The organism is Sphingobacterium sp. 2149, from assembly GCF_031455655.1.
Taxonomy (GTDB): Bacteria; Bacteroidota; Bacteroidia; order Sphingobacteriales; family Sphingobacteriaceae; genus Sphingobacterium.
Genome location: NZ_JAVDTD010000024.1, coordinates 1 through 22,018, shown reverse-complemented (window position 1 = coordinate 22,018; position 22,018 = coordinate 1). Strand labels below are relative to the sequence as shown.

General features: G+C 39.9%; 15 protein-coding genes and 5 tRNA genes. 19 read left to right on the top strand and 1 reads right to left on the bottom strand.

Features of this window, described 5'->3' with window-relative positions; genetic code table 11:
- The first annotated feature begins 394 nt into the window (after positions 1-394).
- From J2X77_RS23455 to J2X77_RS23440, 4 genes are all read left to right on the top strand, one after another.
- Complete coding sequence (locus J2X77_RS23455) at positions 395-1,777, top strand: TolC family protein (protein ID WP_209582297.1); 1,383 nt, start codon at positions 395-397, stop codon at positions 1,775-1,777.
- 32 nt (positions 1,778-1,809) lie between these two features.
- Complete coding sequence (locus J2X77_RS23450) at positions 1,810-3,171, top strand: sigma-54 dependent transcriptional regulator (RefSeq protein WP_209582299.1); 1,362 nt, start codon at positions 1,810-1,812, stop codon at positions 3,169-3,171.
- 3 nt (positions 3,172-3,174) lie between these two features.
- On the top strand, positions 3,175-4,494 hold the full coding sequence (locus J2X77_RS23445) for a PAS domain-containing sensor histidine kinase (RefSeq protein ID WP_209582301.1): 1,320 nt from the start codon (positions 3,175-3,177) through the stop codon (positions 4,492-4,494).
- A gap of 115 nt (positions 4,495-4,609) precedes the next feature.
- Positions 4,610-5,137: a hypothetical protein gene (locus J2X77_RS23440; RefSeq protein ID WP_209582303.1), complete on the top strand. Its 528-nt coding sequence runs from the start codon at positions 4,610-4,612 to the stop codon at positions 5,135-5,137.
- A 181-nt stretch (positions 5,138-5,318) separates the two neighbouring features.
- Here the strand turns inward: J2X77_RS23440 and J2X77_RS23435 are convergent, their stop codons facing one another.
- A complete protein-coding gene (locus J2X77_RS23435) occupies positions 5,319-6,482 on the bottom strand; it encodes a BamA/TamA family outer membrane protein (RefSeq protein ID WP_209582305.1) in 1,164 nt (387 codons plus the stop codon).
- A 325-nt stretch (positions 6,483-6,807) separates the two neighbouring features.
- Here J2X77_RS23435 and J2X77_RS23430 point away from each other — a divergent pair.
- From J2X77_RS23430 to rpoC, 15 genes are all read left to right on the top strand, one after another.
- Positions 6,808-6,880, top strand: a tRNA-Thr gene (locus tag J2X77_RS23430).
- A gap of 26 nt (positions 6,881-6,906) precedes the next feature.
- Positions 6,907-6,987: transfer RNA gene (locus J2X77_RS23425), tRNA-Tyr, on the top strand.
- 48 nt (positions 6,988-7,035) lie between these two features.
- Positions 7,036-7,108: transfer RNA gene (locus J2X77_RS23420), tRNA-Gly, on the top strand.
- A 95-nt stretch (positions 7,109-7,203) separates the two neighbouring features.
- A tRNA-Thr gene (locus tag J2X77_RS23415) sits at positions 7,204-7,275 on the top strand.
- A gap of 70 nt (positions 7,276-7,345) precedes the next feature.
- Positions 7,346-8,530 (top strand): elongation factor Tu, encoded by a 1,185-nt coding sequence (tuf, locus tag J2X77_RS23410; RefSeq protein WP_075991174.1) that lies wholly within the window; start codon positions 7,346-7,348, stop codon positions 8,528-8,530.
- A gap of 163 nt (positions 8,531-8,693) precedes the next feature.
- Positions 8,694-8,764 (top strand) — tRNA-Trp (locus J2X77_RS23405).
- Positions 8,765-8,787: 23 nt separating this feature from the next.
- Positions 8,788-8,982 carry a preprotein translocase subunit SecE gene (gene secE / locus J2X77_RS23400; protein ID WP_028072657.1) on the top strand — a complete coding sequence of 65 codons (195 nt, stop codon included), beginning with the start codon at positions 8,788-8,790 and terminating at the stop codon, positions 8,980-8,982.
- A gap of 20 nt (positions 8,983-9,002) precedes the next feature.
- Positions 9,003-9,548 (top strand): transcription termination/antitermination protein NusG, encoded by a 546-nt coding sequence (gene nusG / locus J2X77_RS23395; RefSeq protein ID WP_209582306.1) that lies wholly within the window; start codon positions 9,003-9,005, stop codon positions 9,546-9,548.
- 69 nt (positions 9,549-9,617) lie between these two features.
- Positions 9,618-11,207 carry a S41 family peptidase gene (locus J2X77_RS23390; protein WP_209582308.1) on the top strand — a complete coding sequence of 530 codons (1,590 nt, stop codon included), beginning with the start codon at positions 9,618-9,620 and terminating at the stop codon, positions 11,205-11,207.
- A 221-nt stretch (positions 11,208-11,428) separates the two neighbouring features.
- Positions 11,429-11,872: a 50S ribosomal protein L11 gene (gene rplK / locus J2X77_RS23385; protein ID WP_209582311.1), complete on the top strand. Its 444-nt coding sequence runs from the start codon at positions 11,429-11,431 to the stop codon at positions 11,870-11,872.
- 22 nt (positions 11,873-11,894) lie between these two features.
- A complete protein-coding gene (rplA, locus tag J2X77_RS23380) occupies positions 11,895-12,593 on the top strand; it encodes a 50S ribosomal protein L1 (RefSeq protein WP_046672240.1) in 699 nt (232 codons plus the stop codon).
- Between the two features lie 2 nt (positions 12,594-12,595).
- Positions 12,596-13,114: a 50S ribosomal protein L10 gene (gene rplJ / locus J2X77_RS23375; protein ID WP_209582322.1), complete on the top strand. Its 519-nt coding sequence runs from the start codon at positions 12,596-12,598 to the stop codon at positions 13,112-13,114.
- Between the two features lie 78 nt (positions 13,115-13,192).
- The gene (rplL, locus tag J2X77_RS23370) at positions 13,193-13,570 is read left to right on the top strand and encodes a 50S ribosomal protein L7/L12 (protein WP_002992785.1); all 378 of its coding nucleotides are present in this window, start codon (positions 13,193-13,195) and stop codon (positions 13,568-13,570) included.
- Between the two features lie 168 nt (positions 13,571-13,738).
- Positions 13,739-17,548 (top strand): DNA-directed RNA polymerase subunit beta, encoded by a 3,810-nt coding sequence (gene rpoB / locus J2X77_RS23365; RefSeq protein ID WP_209582325.1) that lies wholly within the window; start codon positions 13,739-13,741, stop codon positions 17,546-17,548.
- 71 nt (positions 17,549-17,619) lie between these two features.
- Positions 17,620-21,897 (top strand): DNA-directed RNA polymerase subunit beta', encoded by a 4,278-nt coding sequence (rpoC, locus tag J2X77_RS23360; protein WP_209582328.1) that lies wholly within the window; start codon positions 17,620-17,622, stop codon positions 21,895-21,897.
- Positions 21,898-22,018: the final 121 nt, after the last annotated feature.

Genomic DNA, 22,018 nt, shown 5'->3' with positions numbered 1-22,018 from the left:
AATTCTTCTTCGAATTCAAATCTTGATAAGGCTTGTTCATTCATGTTTCCTTTACGTTTTTAAACAAAACTGTAAAGCTATAGCCGTATAAGACCATTCGGACTTTGCTCGGTGCTTGTTCGGTACTTGTTCGGTGCTTCTTCGAAGCTTCTTCGGTTGTAACCGAATAAACTCCGTGCAAGTACCGATGAATATCCGTAGAATAAACGAGTAAAGGGCGAACTTGATCTTCATCATGTTCCTATTTATATGCTTGTGGATTTTAATTGTCCAACTACGCACACCGACTGTTCATTAACGAACATTTTTCAAAAGTCACTTTTTATATCATTTTGATATTTAGCGTTTTATTTGTTTGGCATGGCGATGGTCAGCAAGAAAATAAAAAATGGATATGAAGAGAGTCTATATATATACTACATTATGCTTTTTATTGAGTTATGCAAAGACCGAGGCGCAGCAGACTGAGCAGCGGCTACCAGAAAAAGTGACGCAAACAACAACAGTGACAAGTACTGACGATAAGCAAATTTCCAAACGAAGTTTAGCTGAATGTGTCCAGTTGGCAATAAAGGCCAATCCAACCTTATTGCAGAATGAACTGGATGTGAGGCGTGCAGAGGTGAATTTAGCACAGGCTAAAGCAAATAGACTTCCCGACGTAGGCGCAAATCTGCAGCATAGCCTAACTTCTGGAAGATCCCAGGATAATTCAACCCTTCAATATATTTCGTCCAATAACTCAACAGGATATTTTTCGTTGGACGCAAGCGTTCCATTATTTAGAGGTTTTCGTTTATTTCATGATATACGGATGCGCGCCGACGCGAAGGCCGCCGGTAAATTGACTTTTGATACGCAGATTAATGCCTTAAAACTGGATGTTATTACTGCTTATATTCAAAGTTTAACTGCTCAGGATATATTGCGGCAATCGGAAATGCAGACTGAAGTAACCCGAGAACAGGTCAGACGTGCGGAGAGTATGCATAAGGAAGGTGCAATTAATCCTGGAGATTACTTTGATTTGAAAGGACAACTGGCAAATGATGTCAATACGATTGAAAATAATCGTCAGTTACTATACAGTAGCCGTGTGAAGCTTGCAGCCTTACTCAATATGGATGAAAATCAATTGGGCGAATTGGAGAATCTTCGAATAAAAGAGAGCGGGCAACGACTGGACGCGAAACAGCTCTATGAAATGGCTGTTGATCAATTGCCCGATATACAGGCATTGGATTATCGGATCAAAGTGGCGGAGCGGGATATTAAGATTGCGAAATCATACTATTATCCATCCTTGAGTCTAAGCGCCGGTTTAGGCTCAAATTATTCTAAATTGGGGATTCAAGGAACGTATTGGTCACAAATGCGTAATAACGTAGGAAAGTCTATTTCTCTCAATCTTTCTGTTCCGATTTTTAATCATCTGCAGGTTTACAATAACGTTCGTCTGGCAAAATTAGATCTACAGTCAGCTAAATTTCAAAAAGAGATTCAGCAAAATATTTTACGATCGGCAACTTCTAATGCTGTTTTCAATTTGCAGAATGCGAGTAACATGATTACACAGCTCCGTAGCCAAAATGAAAATTACGCGGAGTCTTTTCGTATTGCCAAAGTAGTTTTCGAATTGGGCAACAGTAATTCAGTGATTTTTTTGACTGCAAAAAACAAATACGATAACAGTCAGATTCAATTGCTGGTAAAACAATATGAATGGCTACTGCAAAAATATATCAATGATTATTACGCAGGCTCGTTGAATTTATAGTTATCTTAGTATCTTCAATGAAGTCAGGAAGTATGAAAAAAGCATCTATTTTAGTCGTGGATGATGACCAGGATTTATTAACTGCGGCAAGAATCTTGCTTAAACCTAAAGTTAGTCATATTCAAGTTGAGCCCAATCCGGAGAATCTTATCCCACATCTAGATAAGAGCCCTTATGATCTTGTGCTTTTAGATATGAATTTTAAAAGTACGATTAATACCGGTAATGAAGGATTATACTGGTTGTCACGGATCAAAGAAAAGTTTCCACAGGTACATGTCATTATGATAACCGCTTATGGAGCTGTTGATCTCGCTGTAAAATCATTGAAGCAGGGTGCTGCGGATTTTGTGGTGAAACCCTGGGAAAATGAGCAGCTGCTCGCAACAATAGAAAGCACCCTTGCCGAATCAAAAAGTAGGGAAAAGAAAAGTAAAAGCTCATTGCTGAGCAGCACAAACAGTCCTGATATGATTGGTAATTCCGTTGTGATGGATGAATTGCAATACAAGTTGGAGAAAATCGCTCCTACGGATGCCAATATATTAATACTTGGTGAAAATGGAACCGGTAAAGATCTGATTGCCCAGGCCATTCAACGAAGATCTTTACGTTCAGATCGGACTTATATCAAGGTTGATGTTGGGGCATTGACAGAAACATTGTTTGAAAGTGAACTTTTTGGCTATAAAAAGGGGGCATTTACGGATGCACGAGAAGATCGGCAAGGGCGATTCGAAGCAGCAAATGGGGGAACATTGTTTCTTGATGAAATCGGCAACATATCTTTGCAACAACAGGCGAAATTGTTGACCGTATTGCAGAATAGACAAGTGACGCCGTTGGGTTCTTATCAGCCAATTTCAGTGGATATACGCTTAATCTCCGCAACAAATGTTCCGTTGAAGCAGCTTGCAGATGAAAGCCGCTTTCGAAAGGACTTAATTTATCGGATCAATACCGTGGAAATTCAGGTACCGCCCTTACGAGAGCGAGGGGGGGATATCAAGCTATTGGCCGAGCATTTTCTAGATATTTATTCAAAAAAATACAATAAACGGATTGAAGGCTTTGAGTCGGATGCGGTTAAGAAGATGTCCGCATACCATTTTCCAGGAAACGTACGCGAACTACAATACAGTATTGAGCGCGCTGTCATTATGGCCGACCAGCTTAGTATTGCTGGTAACGATCTTTTCTTCTCGCCAATTGAACAGCAAATGGAGAGCCGTATCGTTGAATCTAGCCCTGGCAGTCAAAATTTAGAAGAACTTGAACGTAAAGCGATCAAGTCAGCGATTGAGCGTTATAATGGAAATATCAGTAAAGCAGCGAAAGAATTGGGGCTAACCAGGGCCGCGCTTTATAGACGTTTGGAAAAATATGATATTTAGTCGATGCGGAACGGAAAAATTCTAAATGCGATTAAGATTGTTGTACTGCTGATAGCAGCTCTTCTGAGTGCTTATTTGTTACTAAAGCGTGAATATGTGCAGGCTGCTTTGATCTTTTGTGTAATGCTTTATTTAGGTTTTAATTTATATGCACAATATAATTTTTTAGCCCGACAATTGATTGAATTTTCTGAAGCTGTCAAATATCGTGATTTTACAAGACGTTTCTTGGTGAAAAATACCAAATCTGTGGAAGGAAAGCTTTTCCTTGCTTTTAACCAGATCAACGAAACCTATAAGGATATCAGCATCAAACAGGAAATTCAACATCAGTACCTGGATCGTGTAATCAATATGTTGAATTCTGCAATCATCTTCTATGAAAGGGATAGTGGCAAGGTGATGTGGGTCAACGATGCATTTAAACAACTATTCCATTTGCCGCATCTTGGAAATATCTCCGGACTAAAGAAAAAAAACAGCGATTTATATGAAAAGACTATGTTGCTTGAAAATGGACAGCAACAAATGGAATCCGTTCAGTCGAGTAAAGGTAAAATCAAATTATTGATCCAAAGCTCAAGTTTTGAGGCCCAGGATGCTGTATTTAGGATTGTTGTCTACCAAAACATCAACGAAGCAATCGATGAAACAGAGACAAAGGCCTGGCATAAATTGTTGCGTGTGCTAACGCATGAAATCATGAATTCCATTGCACCTATCAGTTCACTTGCCGAAACCCTAAATGGCCGTTTGGATCACTTTAAGGGATATGAGGATATAGAAGATCTAAAAATTGGTATTTCCACCATCAAACGCCGCAGTGAAGGGTTACTGCATTTTGCAAAAAGTTATCGTATGATCAATAAAGTGGATCAACCTCAACTTGCACCGATTCAGATTGCACAGCTGTTTGAGCATATTTATCAATTGCTTGAGCCTACATTGATCCAGAAAAATATTGACGTCGACATCATCCTAAAAAATACGCGACTCATGCTGTCTGCGGATGTCAACTTGATTGAGCAGGTTATCATCAACTTAATGTTGAATGCTATCGATGCGGTTAAGCATAGGGAAGACGCTTATATCAGTTTATCTGCCCTGGAGGTTGATGGTAAGGTGCAGGTCCGAATTGAAGATAACGGCGCAGGAATTCCTGCTGATCTTCAGGAGCAAATCTTTACCCCGTTTTTTACAACGAAGAAAACGGGGACAGGTGTAGGCTTGACTTTAAGTAAGCAGATTATGCTGTTGCATAAGGGAACCATTTTTCTGAACAGCACCGAAGGGCAGGGGAGTGTTTTTGTACTCCAGTTTTAGTACTTTTTATCTGGCGCCAAAATTCTTTTTTGGGTTGAGCAGTCCTGCCGATTGTCCAAATAAACCGTGATGTTCCATGTGAAAAATCATAAAATTTAGCGATGTTTGCAGCGAAATGAACTACCGGCTTAAGTATTGGCGGCATTATTTTGTATCCCATAGTCGCCATGGGACCCATTCTCCTTTTGTGTATAAATTGGTTGATGAAGTGATCTATCGGAAAGAACTTATTGACAAACTGTCAGCATTCCCTGCCCCAATACGGAAAGCAAAGAAAGTGGAGCAGAAGAAATATGCATTGGTCAATAGGTTATTAAAAGCATTTATCTACGATCAATTTAGTTATTGGGCCCATGAGCCTCAGGAGAGTTACGCAAATCTCCTACAGCAGCAATGTGGGCATTATGCTTATCGACATATCTATTATATTGATCGCGACAATCTTGAACTGAATTTTTTGAACGATATTCGGGACCGCGATATGTTAATTATAAACGAACCTCATCAGTCGGAGAGCAGGGAGGCCTACTGGGATAAGATCAAAAAAGATGATCGGGTTGTGGTGACGATTGATTTGTACCGGATGGGTTTGGTTTTCTTTCGGAAAGAACAGCGCAAGGAGAATTTTATGATAAGATTCTAATCTACTTTTGTACCGCTTATCTGGCAACCTGTTGGACTATGTTCATTGTATCCTTTTTGGGCCTAAACTAATGTTTCAAAACTGATGAGATTGGAGGATAGAGCGGATAGGAACAGGTGTGTGGTCCGGTAATAATAAAAAAGAGCATCTATAATTTCTAAGTTATCGATGCTCTTTTTTATTAAAAAGCTTCACTTAAGGATAGATAGAATCCCGATTGTCGCTTTTCTCCAGGTCGTTGTTCGCCAAAGGAATAATCGAAGCGAATACTGCTATTGTGTTCAAGACTAAAGAAGTAACGTAAGCCACCGCCATAGCTTGCAACATATCGACTACTATTTGCTTTAGAGAAGGTAGATCCTAGGCCTGAAAAACCAACGATACCAAAGCGTGGATGAAAGCGATAACGCAGTTCAGCCTGTGAAGCCAAGTAATTTTTATCGCGATAACGTCCGAGGTAATAACCGCGCATCATCATGTCTCCACCGAGCTCACGGTAGTTGTAAAATGGGATGGTTTTACCAAATGTGGAACGAAAGATTCCCTGTAAGGCCAGCGTGACTTGGTTGTGCAGCGGAATAAAGCCGCGGAGATCCACATCGAGGTTTGCCCCCGTAAAATCAGTACGTGTCCATAGCTTGGGCGCATAGGCAAGGCGCAACTTAGCATAATAGCCCGTTGTGGTATAAGAAACATTGTCCCTATTGTCAAACAATTGCGATAGCCCTAGGAGTAATTGTTGTCCGCCAGTTTTTCCAATAAGGTCGGACTGATTGAAAATGCGATCGGCTGTATCGCTACGAATGGTAAAGTTGTCGTATTGAATGTTGAGACCCGAGTAAAGGTTATTGCTGATTTTCTTTTCAGCTTCCAGTTTGATGCGAAATAATTTTTGATCGATGCGCTCTTCATTTGCTTTCCAGGTGTCCATACCCACCCCATAATAGTTAAAGGGCCAGTTTCGGTAACGTATTTCACTGATTAAATGGTAGTCGTTATTTTTGGTCCATAAATCTGTCTGCAATTTGAAGTTCGATTGGCTGTTGGATGTGAAAGTTCCCATGACCATGACCGTTGAGGTCCGTATTTTGGGGTCAGATTTGTCCAGATAAAAATTATAGGTGCTGGCTAGACCATATTCGACACCTGTTTCCTGTGCATAACCAATCGCCGGCAACACCATAAAACTGCCGGAACGCGTGGAGTCTCTTTCAGAAGAAAGAAATTTTTTACTCAATTTTTGAATAATATTTTGAGCCTTCAATTCGCCTGATCCCATCAAAAGCACCGTGACAAGTGTCGAGTATGGGATAAGTTTAGAAAGTGATTGCGGTAAAATTTGCATGCCCAAAGATAGTATATTAGGTAAATAACCAAAACAGGCAAATAAGCATAGAAAAATTATTGTGCTGCATATCAGTATCATTGACCAAAAGTGTGGTTTTTTTTTGATAAATATTTTTGTAAAGTGAGTTTTGTGTCTATCTTTGCATCAGCAAACAAGGGAACAACGGTTCAAAACAACGAAAGTTTGCTTAGTTCTTTAAATGAAAAAAAATAAAAATAAACTTGCAGAAATCAAAAGTAAATTCGATATTTGCACTCGCTGAAAAGGTAGAAATGCTTGGTCAGACGTTGATAGAATGTAAGTTTTAAAAAAGATATTAGAAGCCTCTTTAGCTCAGCTGGTAGAGCAACTGACTTGTAATCAGTAGGTCATTGGTTCGATTCCGATAAGAGGCTCTAAATGTAACGCGAGTTACAGGTCTGGAGGGGTTCCAGAGCGGTCAAATGGGACGGACTGTAAATCCGTTGCTTCGGCTTCGAAGGTTCGAATCCTTCTCCCTCCACACTTTTTTTAATTAGATGATTAGATTACTCTAATTTCTGATTGTTAAGCGGAAGTAGCTCAGTTGGTAGAGCGATAGCCTTCCAAGCTATAGGTCGCGAGTTCGAACCTCGTCTTCCGCTCAAATTTTTCAAGTATTAAATTTAGTCTCTATCTTCTTTGATAATAATGTATCTAAAGGTGGGGGCATTAATACGTAAATAAGGTTTTTTAGTAAGCCGAAGTAGCTCAGGGGTAGAGCACTTCCTTGGTAAGGAAGAGGTCGTGGGTTCAAATCCCATCTTTGGCTCGTACTTGTAAAAGTTAAGCAAGAGTATATAACAAATAGAAATAATTTATAATTACTAATTCGCATAAACATGGCAAAAGAGAAATTTGACCGTAGTAAACCACACTTAAACATTGGTACTATCGGTCACGTTGACCACGGTAAAACTACAACTACAGCTGCTATCACTAAAGTGTTGGCTGATAAAGGTTTGTCAGAAGCTCGTTCATTTGATTCAATTGACTCTGCTCCTGAAGAAAAAGAGCGTGGTATCACAATCAATACTGCACACGTAGAATATTCTACAGCTAACCGTCACTATGCACACGTTGACTGTCCAGGTCACGCTGACTACGTTAAGAACATGGTAACTGGTGCTGCTCAAATGGACGGTGCTATCATCGTAGTTGCTGCGACTGATGGTCCTATGCCTCAAACTCGTGAGCACATCTTGTTGGCTCGCCAAGTAGGTGTTCCTGCGTTAGTAGTATTCATGAACAAAACTGACTTAGTTGATGATCCTGAGTTGTTAGACTTAGTTGAAATGGAAGTTCGTGAGTTATTATCATTCTACGAATTCCCTGGTGATGATATCCCTGTAATCAAAGGTTCTGCTTTAGGTGCATTGAATGGTGAGCCTGAGTGGGTTGAGAAAATCATGGAATTAATGGATGCTGTTGATAACTACATTCCAATTCCTCCACGTTTGACTGACTTACCTTTCTTGATGCCAGTAGAGGACGTATTCTCGATCACAGGTCGTGGTACAGTTGCTACAGGTCGTATCGAAAGAGGTGTAATCAACTCTGGTGATCCAGTTGAGATCTTAGGTATGGGTGCTGAGAACTTGAAATCTACAGTAACAGGTGTTGAGATGTTCCGTAAAATCTTAGATTACGGTGAGGCTGGTGATAACGTAGGTTTATTGTTACGTGGTATTGAGAAAACTGATATCAAACGTGGTATGGTTATCTGTAAACCAGGTTCAGTAACTCCTCACGATCATTTCAAAGCAGAGGTTTACGTATTGTCAAAAGCTGAAGGTGGTCGTCACACACCATTCTTCAACAAATACCGCCCTCAATTCTATTTCCGTACAACTGACGTAACTGGAGAAATCTCTTTACCAGAAGGTACTGAAATGGTTATGCCAGGTGATAACGTTACAATCAGCGTGAAATTAATTTCTGCGATTGCAATGGAAAAAGGTCTACGTTTCGCTATCCGTGAAGGTGGTCGTACAGTAGGTGCTGGTCAGGTAACTGAAATTATCTAGTCTTAAATAAAGATTTAGAATCACATAGAATAAGCTAATCGACTCAGGTTGATTAGCTTATTTTTTCGATAAGCGATTTATCGGATTAGAATAAAAAAAAGTGAAAAAAGATTTGCAGAAAGTGGTTTAAAACACTATATTTGCATCACAAAATAAGAAATACACGGGCATAGTTTAAAGGTAGAACGAAGGTCTCCAAAACCTTTGGTCTGGGTTCGAGTCCTGGTGCCCGTGCTTATAAAAACAGATAAACTAAAATGGCAAAAGTACTTGATTTTTTTAAAGACTCTTATGTAGAGATCACTGAGAAAGTGACTTGGCCTACATGGTCTCAGTTACAAAGTTCAGCTGTTATTGTGCTTGTTGCTTCTCTTCTTATTGCATTGGTAGTCTTTGTAATGGATAAAGCTTCAAGTGTAGGGTTAGAATTCTTGTACGGTATTGCTTCTTAATTTTTCAATCGTATTTATTTATGGCAGATCAAGGTTTAAAGTGGTACGTAGTTCGTGCTGTAAGTGGTAAAGAAAAGAAAGTAAAGCAATATATTGATGCCGAGGTTAGCCGTTTAGGTATTGAACACTTGATTCCTCAGGTGTTGATTCCAATGGAGAAATACTATTTAATGCGCGATGGTAAGAAAGTTGCTAAAGAACGTAACTACTATCCTGGTTATGTTTTGTTAGAAGCTGCACTTGATGGTGAGTTAGAGCACGTCATTAAAAATATCAATAGCGTAATTGGTTTCTTGGGAGATAAAGCGGGTAATGCTGTCCCTTTACGCCAAGCAGAGGTAAATCGTATCCTAGGTAAGGTGGATGAAATGGCAGAGCAAGGTGAAACCATTAATGTTCCTTACTACGTGGGTGAAACAGTGAAAGTAAACGATGGCCCTTTCAATGGATTTACTGGTGAGATCGAAGAAGTTCACGAGGATAAAAAGAAATTAATCGTGATGGTGAAAGTATTCGGTCGTAAGACGCCACTTGAACTAAACTACATGCAAGTAGAAAAAGAGTAAAATTAGTAATTAACGATAGAGAAAAGCTTTTCATGAAAATTGGAAGGCTTTTTTTGTATCTTACTGCCGATGAAAAAGCCAGTAATTTATCTATTTCTATTGTTATACTTTTTTACATTGATAAGCTGTACAAGTGTAGCGAAGTATAATCGATTTATTCAGACTCCACTGTCCGTCAAAGCCATGCTGCAGGATATCAACTATGTTGAACGTAATCTATGGAAGATGCATCCCGACCTGTTTCTTTATGTGCAGCAGAATCAGTTGAAAGCTAAGTTTGACAGCCTTCGTTCCACCATTCGTCAACCGTTATTGCCCAACCAGTTCCAGCTGGCATTAGCGGCCGTGCTGGCTCAAGTTCGGCAAGGGCATATGACTTTAAGTCCACTTATTTTTAAATTTGATCCGAAAGGTAAGGATAAAGTCCGCTACCAAAAAAGCAAGGGTCCCCTTTCCCAATTAGGCTTTCATTGGACAGAAAATACACTCTATCTCTCAAAAAATGCGACCTCAGATTCAACTTTGCTTGTCGGATCCAAAATACTTGCTATTGAGGGAATACAGCCGCAAAGTTTATACATCAAGTATCGCCCCACCTTCACTTCAGATGGCTATAATACAACGTTTATAGATCGGGCTTTTGAGCGTTTATTACCGCGCTACTATCCTTTGGAGATAGGTTATCGCGACTCGGTTGTGGTCTTGCTTTCTTGCGCCGATAGCACCTATCAGCGAACTGTTGTAAGAAGGTTCGCATCAGCTGAGCAAAAGGGTAAGGCGGGAGTGAAGCAGGCTGCTACTGAAAAGAAAGATAAGCCTGCGGAAAAGAAGGCTGATACGAAAAAGCAACGCAAGATATTCGGTTATAATGTCAACCTTAAGCAGATCAGCAAACAGCTTTCTTTTCCGGTAAAGGAAGATAGCACTGTTGCTTTACTAAAGATGGCCGACTTTTCTTATGGGCGGCCAAAGGAAGCCTATAAGATGATTTTTGATCGTCTAGATCGTTGTTCGGTACAGCATCTGATTCTTGACCTTCGTGGGAATCTGGGCGGACGATTGTCCGATGTTTGCGAGCTATATAGCTATTTGGTGGAAGATGATCAATTCCAATTTGTTTATCCAGCAGTCATCACCTCTAAATTCAACCTGCCTTTTTACGAGATGAAAGGACTTCCGGGCTGGTCTTATCCAATTTTATCGCCGTTTATTATACCGAGTGCTGTTGTAACTTGGGCAAAGACGTTTTCTAGAGATGGCATAGATTATACTCATCTTACAGGGAGTAAAGTCAAACAATCAAAAGCAAACCGGTATCGGGGCAATTTATTTGTATTGATCGATGGGGGAACTTTTTCTGCAGCGAGTTTAATTGCTACAAATCTAAAAGTTGCGAAGAGGGCTGTTTTTGTCGGAGAGGAAACCGGCGGTGCTGCCAATGGGACGGTGGCAGGAATCTTCCCTGTGCTAAAACTCCCGAACTCCCATTTACGTTGGCGTTTTGGTTTAATGGAGGTAAGGCCTTATTATGAAGTTAGTGAAGAGGGGCGGGGTGTCATGCCGGATGTTCCTGTCGTACCAAGTGCTGATGATGTTGTTAGCGGAAGAGATCCTGCCATGGATTGGGTACTGAACTGTATTACTGACGTTAAATTTTAAAAATAGTAATGAAATACTTTTTAATATCCAGGCTGACTTTAGATTTGGATTTTAAAAAAAGGTATAAATTCCTGAAAAATTAAAAGTTAGATACTTGCAGGAGTCAAATCTTCTTATTAACTTTGCACCTCGGTTGGGGTGTTACGTCCTGGCCGATGAATGTTACGTTATTTGCTTCCAACTTACTAACAGACATTTAACAAAATTAAATTCAAAACAAAATGGCAAAAGAAGTCAGTGCGTTAGTAAAATTACAAGTTAAGGGCGGAGCTGCGAATCCTTCACCTCCAGTAGGACCTGCATTGGGTGCTAAAGGTGTGAATATCATGGATTTCTGTAAGCAGTTTAACGCTCGTACGCAAGACAAACCAGGTCAAGTATTGCCTGTTGTCATTACAGTTTACGCTGATAAATCATTTGATTTTATCATCAAGACTCCACCGGTAGCGGTTCAGTTGAAAGACGCTGCTAAATTAAAAAGTGGATCTGGCGAGCCTAACCGTAAAAAAGTTGCGGCTATCACTTGGGAACAAGTTGAAACCATCGCTAAAGATAAAATGCCTGATTTAAATGCATTTACTGTAGAGTCTGCTATGAAAATGGTAGCGGGTACAGCACGTAGTATGGGTATTACCGTGTCAGGTAATGCTCCTTGGAACAATTAATTAAGAAATCAATTTAAGAAAAGTGGCTAGATTAACAAAAAATCAAAAAGCGGCACTATCCAAAATTGAAGCTGGTAAAGCATACTCTTTGAAAGAAGCTTCGGCTTTAGTTAAAGAAATCTCATTGACCAAATTTGATGCTTCTGTGGATATCGACGTTCGTTTGGGCGTAGATCCTCGTAAAGCAAATCAAATGGTTCGTGGTATTGCGACATTACCTCACGGTACTGGTAAAACTGTTCGTGTTTTAGTTTTATGTACTCCTGATAAGGAAGAAGAAGCTAAAGCGGCAGGTGCAGACTACGTAGGTTTAGATGATTACATCAGCAAAATTGAAGGTGGTTGGACTGACGTTGATATCATTATTACTATGCCTAGTGTTATGGCTAAAGTTGGTAAATTGGGTCGTATTTTAGGTCCAAGAAACTTGATGCCTAACCCTAAAACTGGTACGGTTACAACAGAAGTTGGTAAAGCTGTAACAGATGTAAAAGGTGGTAAGATCGATTTCAAAGTTGACAAAACCGGTATCATCCATACTTCTATTGGTAAAGCGTCGTTCGATGCAGATAAGATATATGATAACGCACTAGAGGTATTACAAACTCTAGCTCGTTTGAAACCATCTGCAGCTAAAGGAACTTACTTTAAAAGTATTCACATTTCCTCAACTATGAGTCCTGGTATTCATATTGAGACTAAATCAGTAGCAGGTATTTAATCATGAGAAAAGAAGAAAAACAAGAAATTGTTCAAGCTTTGGCCGAACAGATTAAATCTTACGGTAACTTCTATATTGCCGATACTGCTGAGTTGTCCGTTGAAAAAGTGAATAACATTCGTCGTAAATGTTTTGAACAAGGCATCGAGATTAAAGCTGTGAAAAACACTCTAATCAAGAAAGCATTAATCGAAGCTGGTGTTGATGAAGAAGATATTTTTGGAACGCTTAAAGGTGCGTCTACAATGATGTTTTCAGAAGTCGCTAATGCGCCTGCGAAATTAATCAAAGAATTGCGTAAAACTAATGAAAAACCGTTGTTAAAAGCGGCTTTCATTGAAGCAACAGCATTCGTTGGAGATAATCAATTAACTGCATTAGTTAATCTTAAATCTAAAAACGAGCTTATTGCGGACGTTATCGCAGCCCTGGAATCTCCTGCGAAAAATGTTATTTCAGCTCTTCAATCAGGAGGAAATACGGTTGCAGGTTTAGTAAAAGCTTTAGAAGAAAGAGGTTAACGAGTCCTCTAGAACAGAAACATTCGTTACAATTTAATTAACAATTTTTATAAAGTACATTCAAAAATTCAAAATAAAATGGCAGATTTAAAACAACTTGCTGAACAGTTAGTTAACTTAACAGTAAAAGAAGTTAAAGAATTAGCTGATATCTTAAAAGACGAGTATGGCATCGAGCCTGCTGCTGCTGCTGTTGCTGTAGCTGCTGCTCCAGCTGAAGGTGGTGCTGCTGCTGCAGAAGAGAAAACTTCATTTGACGTTATCTTGAAAGAAGCTGGTGGTCAAAAATTAGCTGTAGTTAAATTGGTTAAAGATTTAGCTGGATTAGGCTTGAAAGAAGCTAAAGATTTAGTTGACGGAGCACCTAAAGAATTAAAAGCTGGTGTATCTAAAGACGAAGCAGAAGCTTTGAAAAAACAATTAGAAGAAGCTGGTGCTGTTGTTGAGATTAAATAATCTCAACTAATTAGCCCGAAAAGGTTTAGACTCTGACGATTTTTCGTCAGAGTCTATTCCTATTTATATCAATACGCCACTATGCTGTGTATATGCTGGGCACAGTGGACACGTGGTTTACAGCATAAGTGTAAGCGCAGTTTTTTTAAAACTAAAATTCATATTCCCTTGGCAAACAATAATATTCAACAAGAAAGAATAAACTTTGCAACAAGTAAGAAAGTATTGGAGTATCCAGATTTCTTAGATGTGCAATTGGAATCTTTCAAGGAGTTTTTTCAATTAGAAACTACTTCTGACAACCGCCATCAGGAAGGGCTGTTCAAGGTATTCTCGGAAAACTTCCCTATTTCTGATTCAAGAAACATTTTTGTGCTAGAGTTTTTGGATTATTTCATTGATCCACCACGTTATGATATCCAAGAGTGTATCGAGCGCGGCTTGACTTATAGCGTTCCTTTAAAGGCTAAGTTAAAGTTATCTTGTAATGATGAAGAACACGAAGATTTCGAAACTATTGTTCAGGATGTATATCTAGGGACTATCCCTTATATGACTCCTAAAGGTACTTTCGTGGTAAATGGTGCAGAGCGTGTTATCGTATCGCAATTACACCGTTCACCAGGCGTTTTCTTTGGTCAAAGTAGACACACAAATGGTACTAAACTTTATTCTGCAAGGGTAATTCCTTTCAAAGGATCTTGGATCGAATTTGCAACTGACGTAAACAATGTCATGTATGCTTATATCGACCGTAAAAAGAAATTCCCAGTTACTACCTTATTGCGTGCTATCGGATACGATTCGGATAAAGATATCTTGGAATTGTTCGATTTAGCGGATGAAGTAAAAGTTAGTAAATCTGGTCTTAAAAAATATGTTGGTCGCCGTCTTGCGGCTAGGGTATTGAAAAAATGGGTAGAAGATTTCGTGGATGAAGATACTGGTGAAGTAGTATCCATCGATCGTAATGAAATTATCCTTGAGCGTGAAACTGTTCTAGAAGATGATCACATTGATTTTATTATCGAAGCTGGCGTTAAGTCTATTATCTTAGCGAAAGACGATGAGTCGAACAATGCTGACTATTCTATTATATATAACACTTTACAAAAAGATACGTCCAACTCGGAGAAAGAAGCTGTAGAACATATCTATCGCCAATTACGTAACGCTGAACCACCAGATGAGGAAACTGCGCGTGGTATCATCGACCGTTTATTTTTCTCTGACAAACGTTATGATTTGGGCGATGTAGGTCGTTACCGTATCAACCGTAAGTTGAAGTTGGATACTCCGGATGATACGAAAGTATTAACCCGTGAGGATATCATTGCAATTGTGAAGTATTTGATCAATTTGATCAACTCTAAAGCAGAGGTTGATGATATTGACCACTTGTCGAACCGTCGTGTACGTACTGTAGGCGAACAATTATATGCTCAGTTTGGTGTTGGTCTATCTCGTATGGCTCGTACAATCAGAGAGCGTATGAATATCCGCGATAATGAGGTATTTACACCGACTGATTTGATTAATGCACGTACACTTTCGTCGGTAATCAATTCGTTCTTCGGTACAAACCAATTGTCTCAGTTTATGGACCAAACTAACCCTCTTGCTGAGATTACGCATAAGCGTCGTTTGTCAGCTTTAGGTCCAGGTGGTCTTTCTCGTGAACGTGCAGGTTTCGAAGTTCGTGACGTTCACTATACGCACTATGGTCGTCTTTGTACAATTGAAACACCAGAGGGACCAAACATCGGTTTGATTTCCTCTTTGGCTGTACACGCAAAAATCAACCACTTAGGATTTATCGAAACTCCTTACCGTAAGGTAAAAGACGGGGTAGTTGTCGTTGACGAGCCTGTCGTATATTTATCTGCTGAGGACGAAGATGGTAAAACAATTGCGCAAGCGAATGCTTTGTATGATGACAAAGGTAATTTCGAAGATGCAAAAGTGAAAGCCAGATATGAGGGTGACTTCCCAATTATTGAGCCTAATATGCTCGATTATATGGACGTTGCTCCTAATCAAATTACATCTATTGCGGCTTCGTTGATTCCTTTCTTGGAACATGATGATGCCAACCGTGCTTTGATGGGATCAAACATGCAACGTCAGGCTGTGCCTGTATTGCGTCCACAGGCTCCTATTGTAGGTACTGGTCTTGAAGGGCGTGTTGCGAAAGATTCACGTACGTTGGTCAATGCTGAGGGTCACGGGGTAGTGGAGTATGTAGATGCTGATGAAATTAAGATCCGTTATGACAGAAACGACGATGATCGTCTTGTATCATTTGATGATGATGTCAAAACGTATAAGTTGATCAAGTTTAAGAAAACCAACCAAAATACATGTATGAACTTGAAGCCTATCGTTAAGAAAGGTCAACGAGTTGAACCAGGACAGGTATTGTGTGAAGGTTATGCAACTGAAAATGGTGAATTGGCATTGGGTCGTAACCTAAAAGTAGCATTCATGCCTTGGCAAGGATATAACTTTGAGGATGCGATCGTAATTTCTGAACGTGTAGCGAAAGAAGATTGGTTTACTTCTCTTCACATTGAGGAATTTGAACTAGAAGTTCGTGATACAAAACGTGGTGAAGAAGAGTTAACTGCTGATATTCCTAACGTTTCTGAGGAAGCAACAAAAGACTTGGACGAAAATGGTATTATCCGTATTGGTGCTGAAGTTGGGGGTGGTGATATTCTCATCGGTAAAATCACACCTAAAGGTGAGTCTGATCCTTCTCCAGAAGAGAAATTGTTGCGTGCAATCTTTGGTGACAAAGCTGGTGATGTAAAAGACGCTTCATTGAAAACTCCGCCTTCATTAAAAGGTGTTGTTATCGATACGAAGTTATTCTCCCGGGCGAAGAAAATGTCTAAAGAAGTTGAACGTAAAACTTTAGAGAAGCTAGAAGTTGCTCATGATAGAGCTGTTAAATCGTTGAAAGAACGTTTGGTGGAAAAATTATTTACAATAGTGAATGGTAAAACAAGCCAAGGTGTCTACAACGTATATAAAGAGTTGTTGGTTGCTAAAGGTGCTAAGTTTACACAAAAAATCTTGGCTGAATTAGATTACAACAACATCAACCCGATGGGATGGACAACTGACGAAGATAAAAACGAGTTGATCAAAATGGCCCTTCATAATTATAACATTAAAATTAATGAAGAGCTAGGTTCGTTCAAACGTGATAAATTTGCAGTATCGGTCGGTGATGAACTTCCATCCGGAATTGTGCAGATGGCTAAAGTTTACGTTGCTAAAAAACGTAAGCTGAAAGTAGGGGATAAGATGGCTGGTCGTCACGGTAACAAAGGTATCGTTGCACGTATCGTACGTGATGAGGATATGCCTTTCTTGGAAGATGGTACACCAGTTGATATCGTGTTGAACCCACTAGGGGTACCTTCACGGATGAACTTGGGACAGATCTACGAAACCGTATTGGGTTGGGCAGGTCAGAAATTAGGGGTTAAATTTGCTACACCTATCTTTGACGGTGCTGAAATGGATCAGGTACAGGATTGGGTTGCGAAAGCAGGTTTACCAAAGTCTGGACGTACATATTTGTATAACGGATTGACAGGTGACCGTTTTGACCAACCAACAACAGTGGGTGTAATCTACATGCTGAAATTAGGTCACATGGTGGATGATAAAATGCACGCACGTTCAATCGGTCCGTACTCATTAATCACACAACAACCTCTCGGTGGTAAAGCACAATTCGGTGGTCAACGTTTCGGTGAGATGGAGGTTTGGGCATTGGAAGCATTCGGTGCGTCTAACATCCTTCAAGAAATCTTGACTGTGAAATCGGATGACGTGGTCGGTCGTGCCAAAACTTACGAAGCAATCGTAAAAGGTAACAATCTTCCGACACCATCGGTACCAGAATCGTTCAACGTATTGGTACACGAGTTGCGTGGATTGGGTCTAGATATCACATTGGATTAATTAAGCAATTAGGGCTTTGAAGGGCTCGGTCCTTCAAAGCTTCTTTATAAAGCTTTAACTTTTGAATAAGTATGTCTTACAAAAAAGATAATAAAATTAAAAGCAACTTCACGTCGATTACGATCAGCTTGGCTTCTCCAGAAACTATTCTGGAACGCTCAAGTGGTGAAGTTACAAAACCAGAAACGATTAACTATCGTACCTACAAACCGGAACGTGACGGTTTATTCTGTGAGCGTATTTTTGGTCCCGTAAAGGACTATGAATGTCACTGTGGTAAATACAAACGTATCCGTTATAAAGGTATTGTATGTGACCGTTGTGGTGTCGAAGTAACAGAGAAGAAAGTACGTCGTGAGCGTATGGGACACATCAACTTGGTAGTTCCTGTTGCACACATCTGGTACTTCCGTTCTCTTCCTAATAAAATTGGTTATTTATTGGGACTTCCGACCAAGAAATTGGATATGATCATTTACTATGAACGTTATGTGGTTATCCAAGCTGGTATTAAGGAAGAAGATGGTATCAACTTTATGGACTTCTTGACTGAAGAAGAATATTTAGATATTTTGGATACCTTACCAAAAGAAAATCAATATTTAGACGATAACGATCCTCAAAAATTTGTCGCTAAGATGGGGGCTGAGGCATTGGAAGATTTGTTGAAACGTATTGATTTGGATCAATTGTCATACGATTTACGTCACCAGGCTGCTAATGAGACTTCTCAACAACGTAAAAATGAAGCGTTAAAACGCCTTCATGTGGTTGAAGCTTTCCGTAGTTCACGTGAGAATATTGAAAATCGCCCAGAATGGATGATTGTGAAAATTGTTCCAATCATTCCACCTGAATTGCGTCCTTTAGTGCCTTTGGATGGTGGTCGTTTTGCGACTTCGGATTTGAATGACTTATACCGTCGTGTGATTATCCGTAATAACCGTTTAAAACGTTTGATCGAAATCAAAGCTCCTGAAGTAATCCTACGTAACGAAAAACGTATGCTTCAAGAAGCGGTAGACTCTCTATTTGACAACTCACGTAAAGTGAACGCAGTTAAAACAGAAGGTAACCGTGCACTGAAGTCTTTATCTGACATTTTGAAAGGTAAACAAGGTCGTTTCCGTCAAAACTTGCTAGGTAAGCGTGTGGATTATTCGGCTCGTTCGGTAATTGTGGTAGGTCCTCACTTGAAATTACACGAGTGTGGTCTTCCTAAAGATATGGCTGCTGAACTTTACAAACCGTTTATCATCCGTAAGATGATCGAGCGCGGTATTGTTAAAACAGTAAAATCAGCTAAAAAAATTGTTGATCGTAAAGATCCAGTGGTATGGGATATCCTTGAAAATGTATTGAAAGGTCACCCTGTATTGCTAAACCGTGCACCTACGCTTCACCGTTTGGGTATTCAGGCTTTCCAGCCTACATTAGTAGAGGGTAAAGCAATTCAATTACACCCTTTAGTGTGTACAGCGTTCAACGCCGATTTTGATGGTGACCAAATGGCGGTTCACTTACCGCTAGGTAATGCCGCAGTATTGGAAGCCCAAATCTTGATGTTAGGCGCGCACAATATCTTAAACCCTGCGAATGGTTCTCCAATCACAGTACCATCTCAAGACATGGTATTGGGTCTTTATTATATTACTAAAGGCCGTAAAACCGCTGGCGATCATATCGTAAGAGGTCAAGATATGACTTTCTATTCCGCTGAAGAGGTAATCATTGCTTTAAACGAGAAGAAAATTGACCTGCACGCTTGGATCAAAGTAAAAACAAAAGTTAGACAAAAAGATGGTAGCATCGTTGATACCTTGTTAGAAACAACAGTAGGTCGCGTGATCTTCAACCAAGTTGTTCCTGAAGAAATGGGATTTGTCAACGAATTGCTTACGAAAAAATCGTTGCGTAATATCATCGGTGAAATTGTGAAGACTACGGGTATGGCTCGTGCAGCACAGTTCTTGGATGATATGAAAGAATTAGGATATCAAACAGCCTTCAAAGGAGGTCTTTCTTTCAACTTGGAAGATTTGAATATCCCTGCTGCGAAAGCCGAATTGATTCAACAAGCAACTAACGAGGTTGAAGAAGTAATGAACAACTACAACATGGGTTTCATTACGAACAACGAACGTTACAACCAAATCATCGATATCTGGACGCGGATCAACAACAGATTGACTGCTCACGTTATGGATATTCTTTCGAATGATAACCAAGGTTTCAACTCTGTTTATATGATGTTGGATTCTGGAGCTCGTGGTTCGAAAGAGCAGATCCGTCAGTTATGTGGTATGCGTGGTTTGATGGCGAAGCCTCAAAAATCAGGTACTTCTGGTGGTGAGATTATCGAAAACCCGATTTTGTCAAACTTTAAAGAAGGTTTATCCGTATTAGAGTACTTTATCTCTACTCACGGTGCGCGTAAAGGTCTTGCCGATACGGCATTGAAAACAGCGGATGCGGGTTACTTGACTCGTCGTTTACATGATGTAGCGCAAGACATGATCGTTGTGGAACAAGATTGTGGTGGTTTGCGTGGTATATATACAACAGCATTAAAGGATAATGATGACGTTGTTGAACCATTATTCGATCGTATTTTAGGTCGTACGCCACTGCATGATGTACTTCATCCGGAAACTGATGAATTGATCGTTTCTGCAAACGAAGATATCACGGAGGAAATTGCTGAAACTATTGAAAAAGCAGGTATCGAAGGAATTGAGATTCGTACGGTATTAACATGTGAGTCTAAGCGTGGTGTTTGTGCGTGTTGTTACGGACGCAACTTGGCGTCAGGTAAGCGTGTTCAGTTGGGTGAAGCTGTCGGTGTTATCGCCGCGCAATCCATTGGTGAACCAGGTACACAGTTAACACTTCGTACATTCCACGTGGGTGGTACGGCATCCAACATTGCTGCTGATTCAAGTATCATTTCTAAATACGATGGTAGAATCGAATTTGAAAATGTACGTACAGTTTCGCAAACAAACGATAATGGCACGCATCAGGTGGTCTTAGGCCGTTCTGGTGAGGTCAAAATCATTGATGCACATAATAAAATTGTTTTCCAACAAAATATTCCTTACGGTTCGCAGTTATTCGTTGAAGATGGTGCCGCGGTATCAAAAGGTGATAAATTGGTGGAGTGGGATCCATATAACGCGGTGATTATTTCTGAATTTGCCGGTAAAGTTGAATTTGATGCTATCATCGAAGGTGTTACCTTCCGTGAAGAATCAGATGAGCAGACTGGTCACAAAGAGAAGGTAATTATTGAGACGCGTGATAAAACGAAAAACCCATCTATCAAGATTTTAGATAAATCTGGAGAAGTTATTCGTACATACAACATTCCGGTTGGAGCGCACGTTTCTGTGGCTAATGGTGTCACTGTGAAAGAAGGTGGTATCTTAGTTAAGATTCCTCGTTCTACAGGTAAAACGCGAGATATCACGGGTGGTCTGCCACGTGTAACGGAATTATTCGAAGCACGTAACCCATCTAATCCTGCTGTTGTAACAGAAATCGACGGTGTGGTAACATTAGGTGGTGTGAAACGTGGTAACCGTGAAATGTCTATCGAGTCTCGTGATGGTCAAATCAAGAAATACTTGGTGCCACTTTCCAAACACATCCTTGTTCAGGACAATGACTTTGTGAAAGCAGGTATGCCATTATCAGATGGTTCGATTTCTCCAGCGGATATCTTGTCGATTAAAGGTCCTTCAGCTGTGCAACATTACATTGTGAATGGTATCCAAGAGGTATACCGTTTGCAAGGTGTAAAGATCAACGATAAACACTTCGAGACGATCGTTCACCAGATGATGCAAAAAGTTAATATTGAGGATCCAGGAGATACTCGTTTCTTAGAAAAAGAAGCAGTTAACAAATGGGATTTCATGGAAGAAAATGATTCCTTGTTTGACAAAAAGGTCGTTGTTGATGCAGGAGACTCTAATACGCTACGTCCGGGACAAATTGTTTCTTTACGTGGATTAAGAGAAGAGAACTCTAGTTTGAAACGTCGTGACTTAAAACTTGTTGAAGTTCGTGAAGCAATTCCGGCAACGTCAAGTCCATTGTTACAAGGTATTACCAGAGCTTCATTGGGTACGAAATCGTTCATCTCTGCAGCCTCTTTCCAAGAGACTACAAAAGTGTTGAACGAGGCTGCTATCGCAGGTAAACGTGATAACTTATTAGGTTTGAAAGAAAACGTAATTGTTGGTCACTTGATCCCTTCTGGTACAGGTATCCGTCAATACAGCAACTTAATCGTCGGTTCTCGCGAAGAGTACGATCAATTGTTGGCTTCGAAAGAAGAAGATTAATCGTTAATCGATTATTTTATATAAAGGAAGCTGTCTCAAATTTATTGAGGCAGCTTTTTTATTAAATATGGCTATGCGATAGATTTGTGAGTTGTTTGTTGATTATTTCACAGAACTGTTC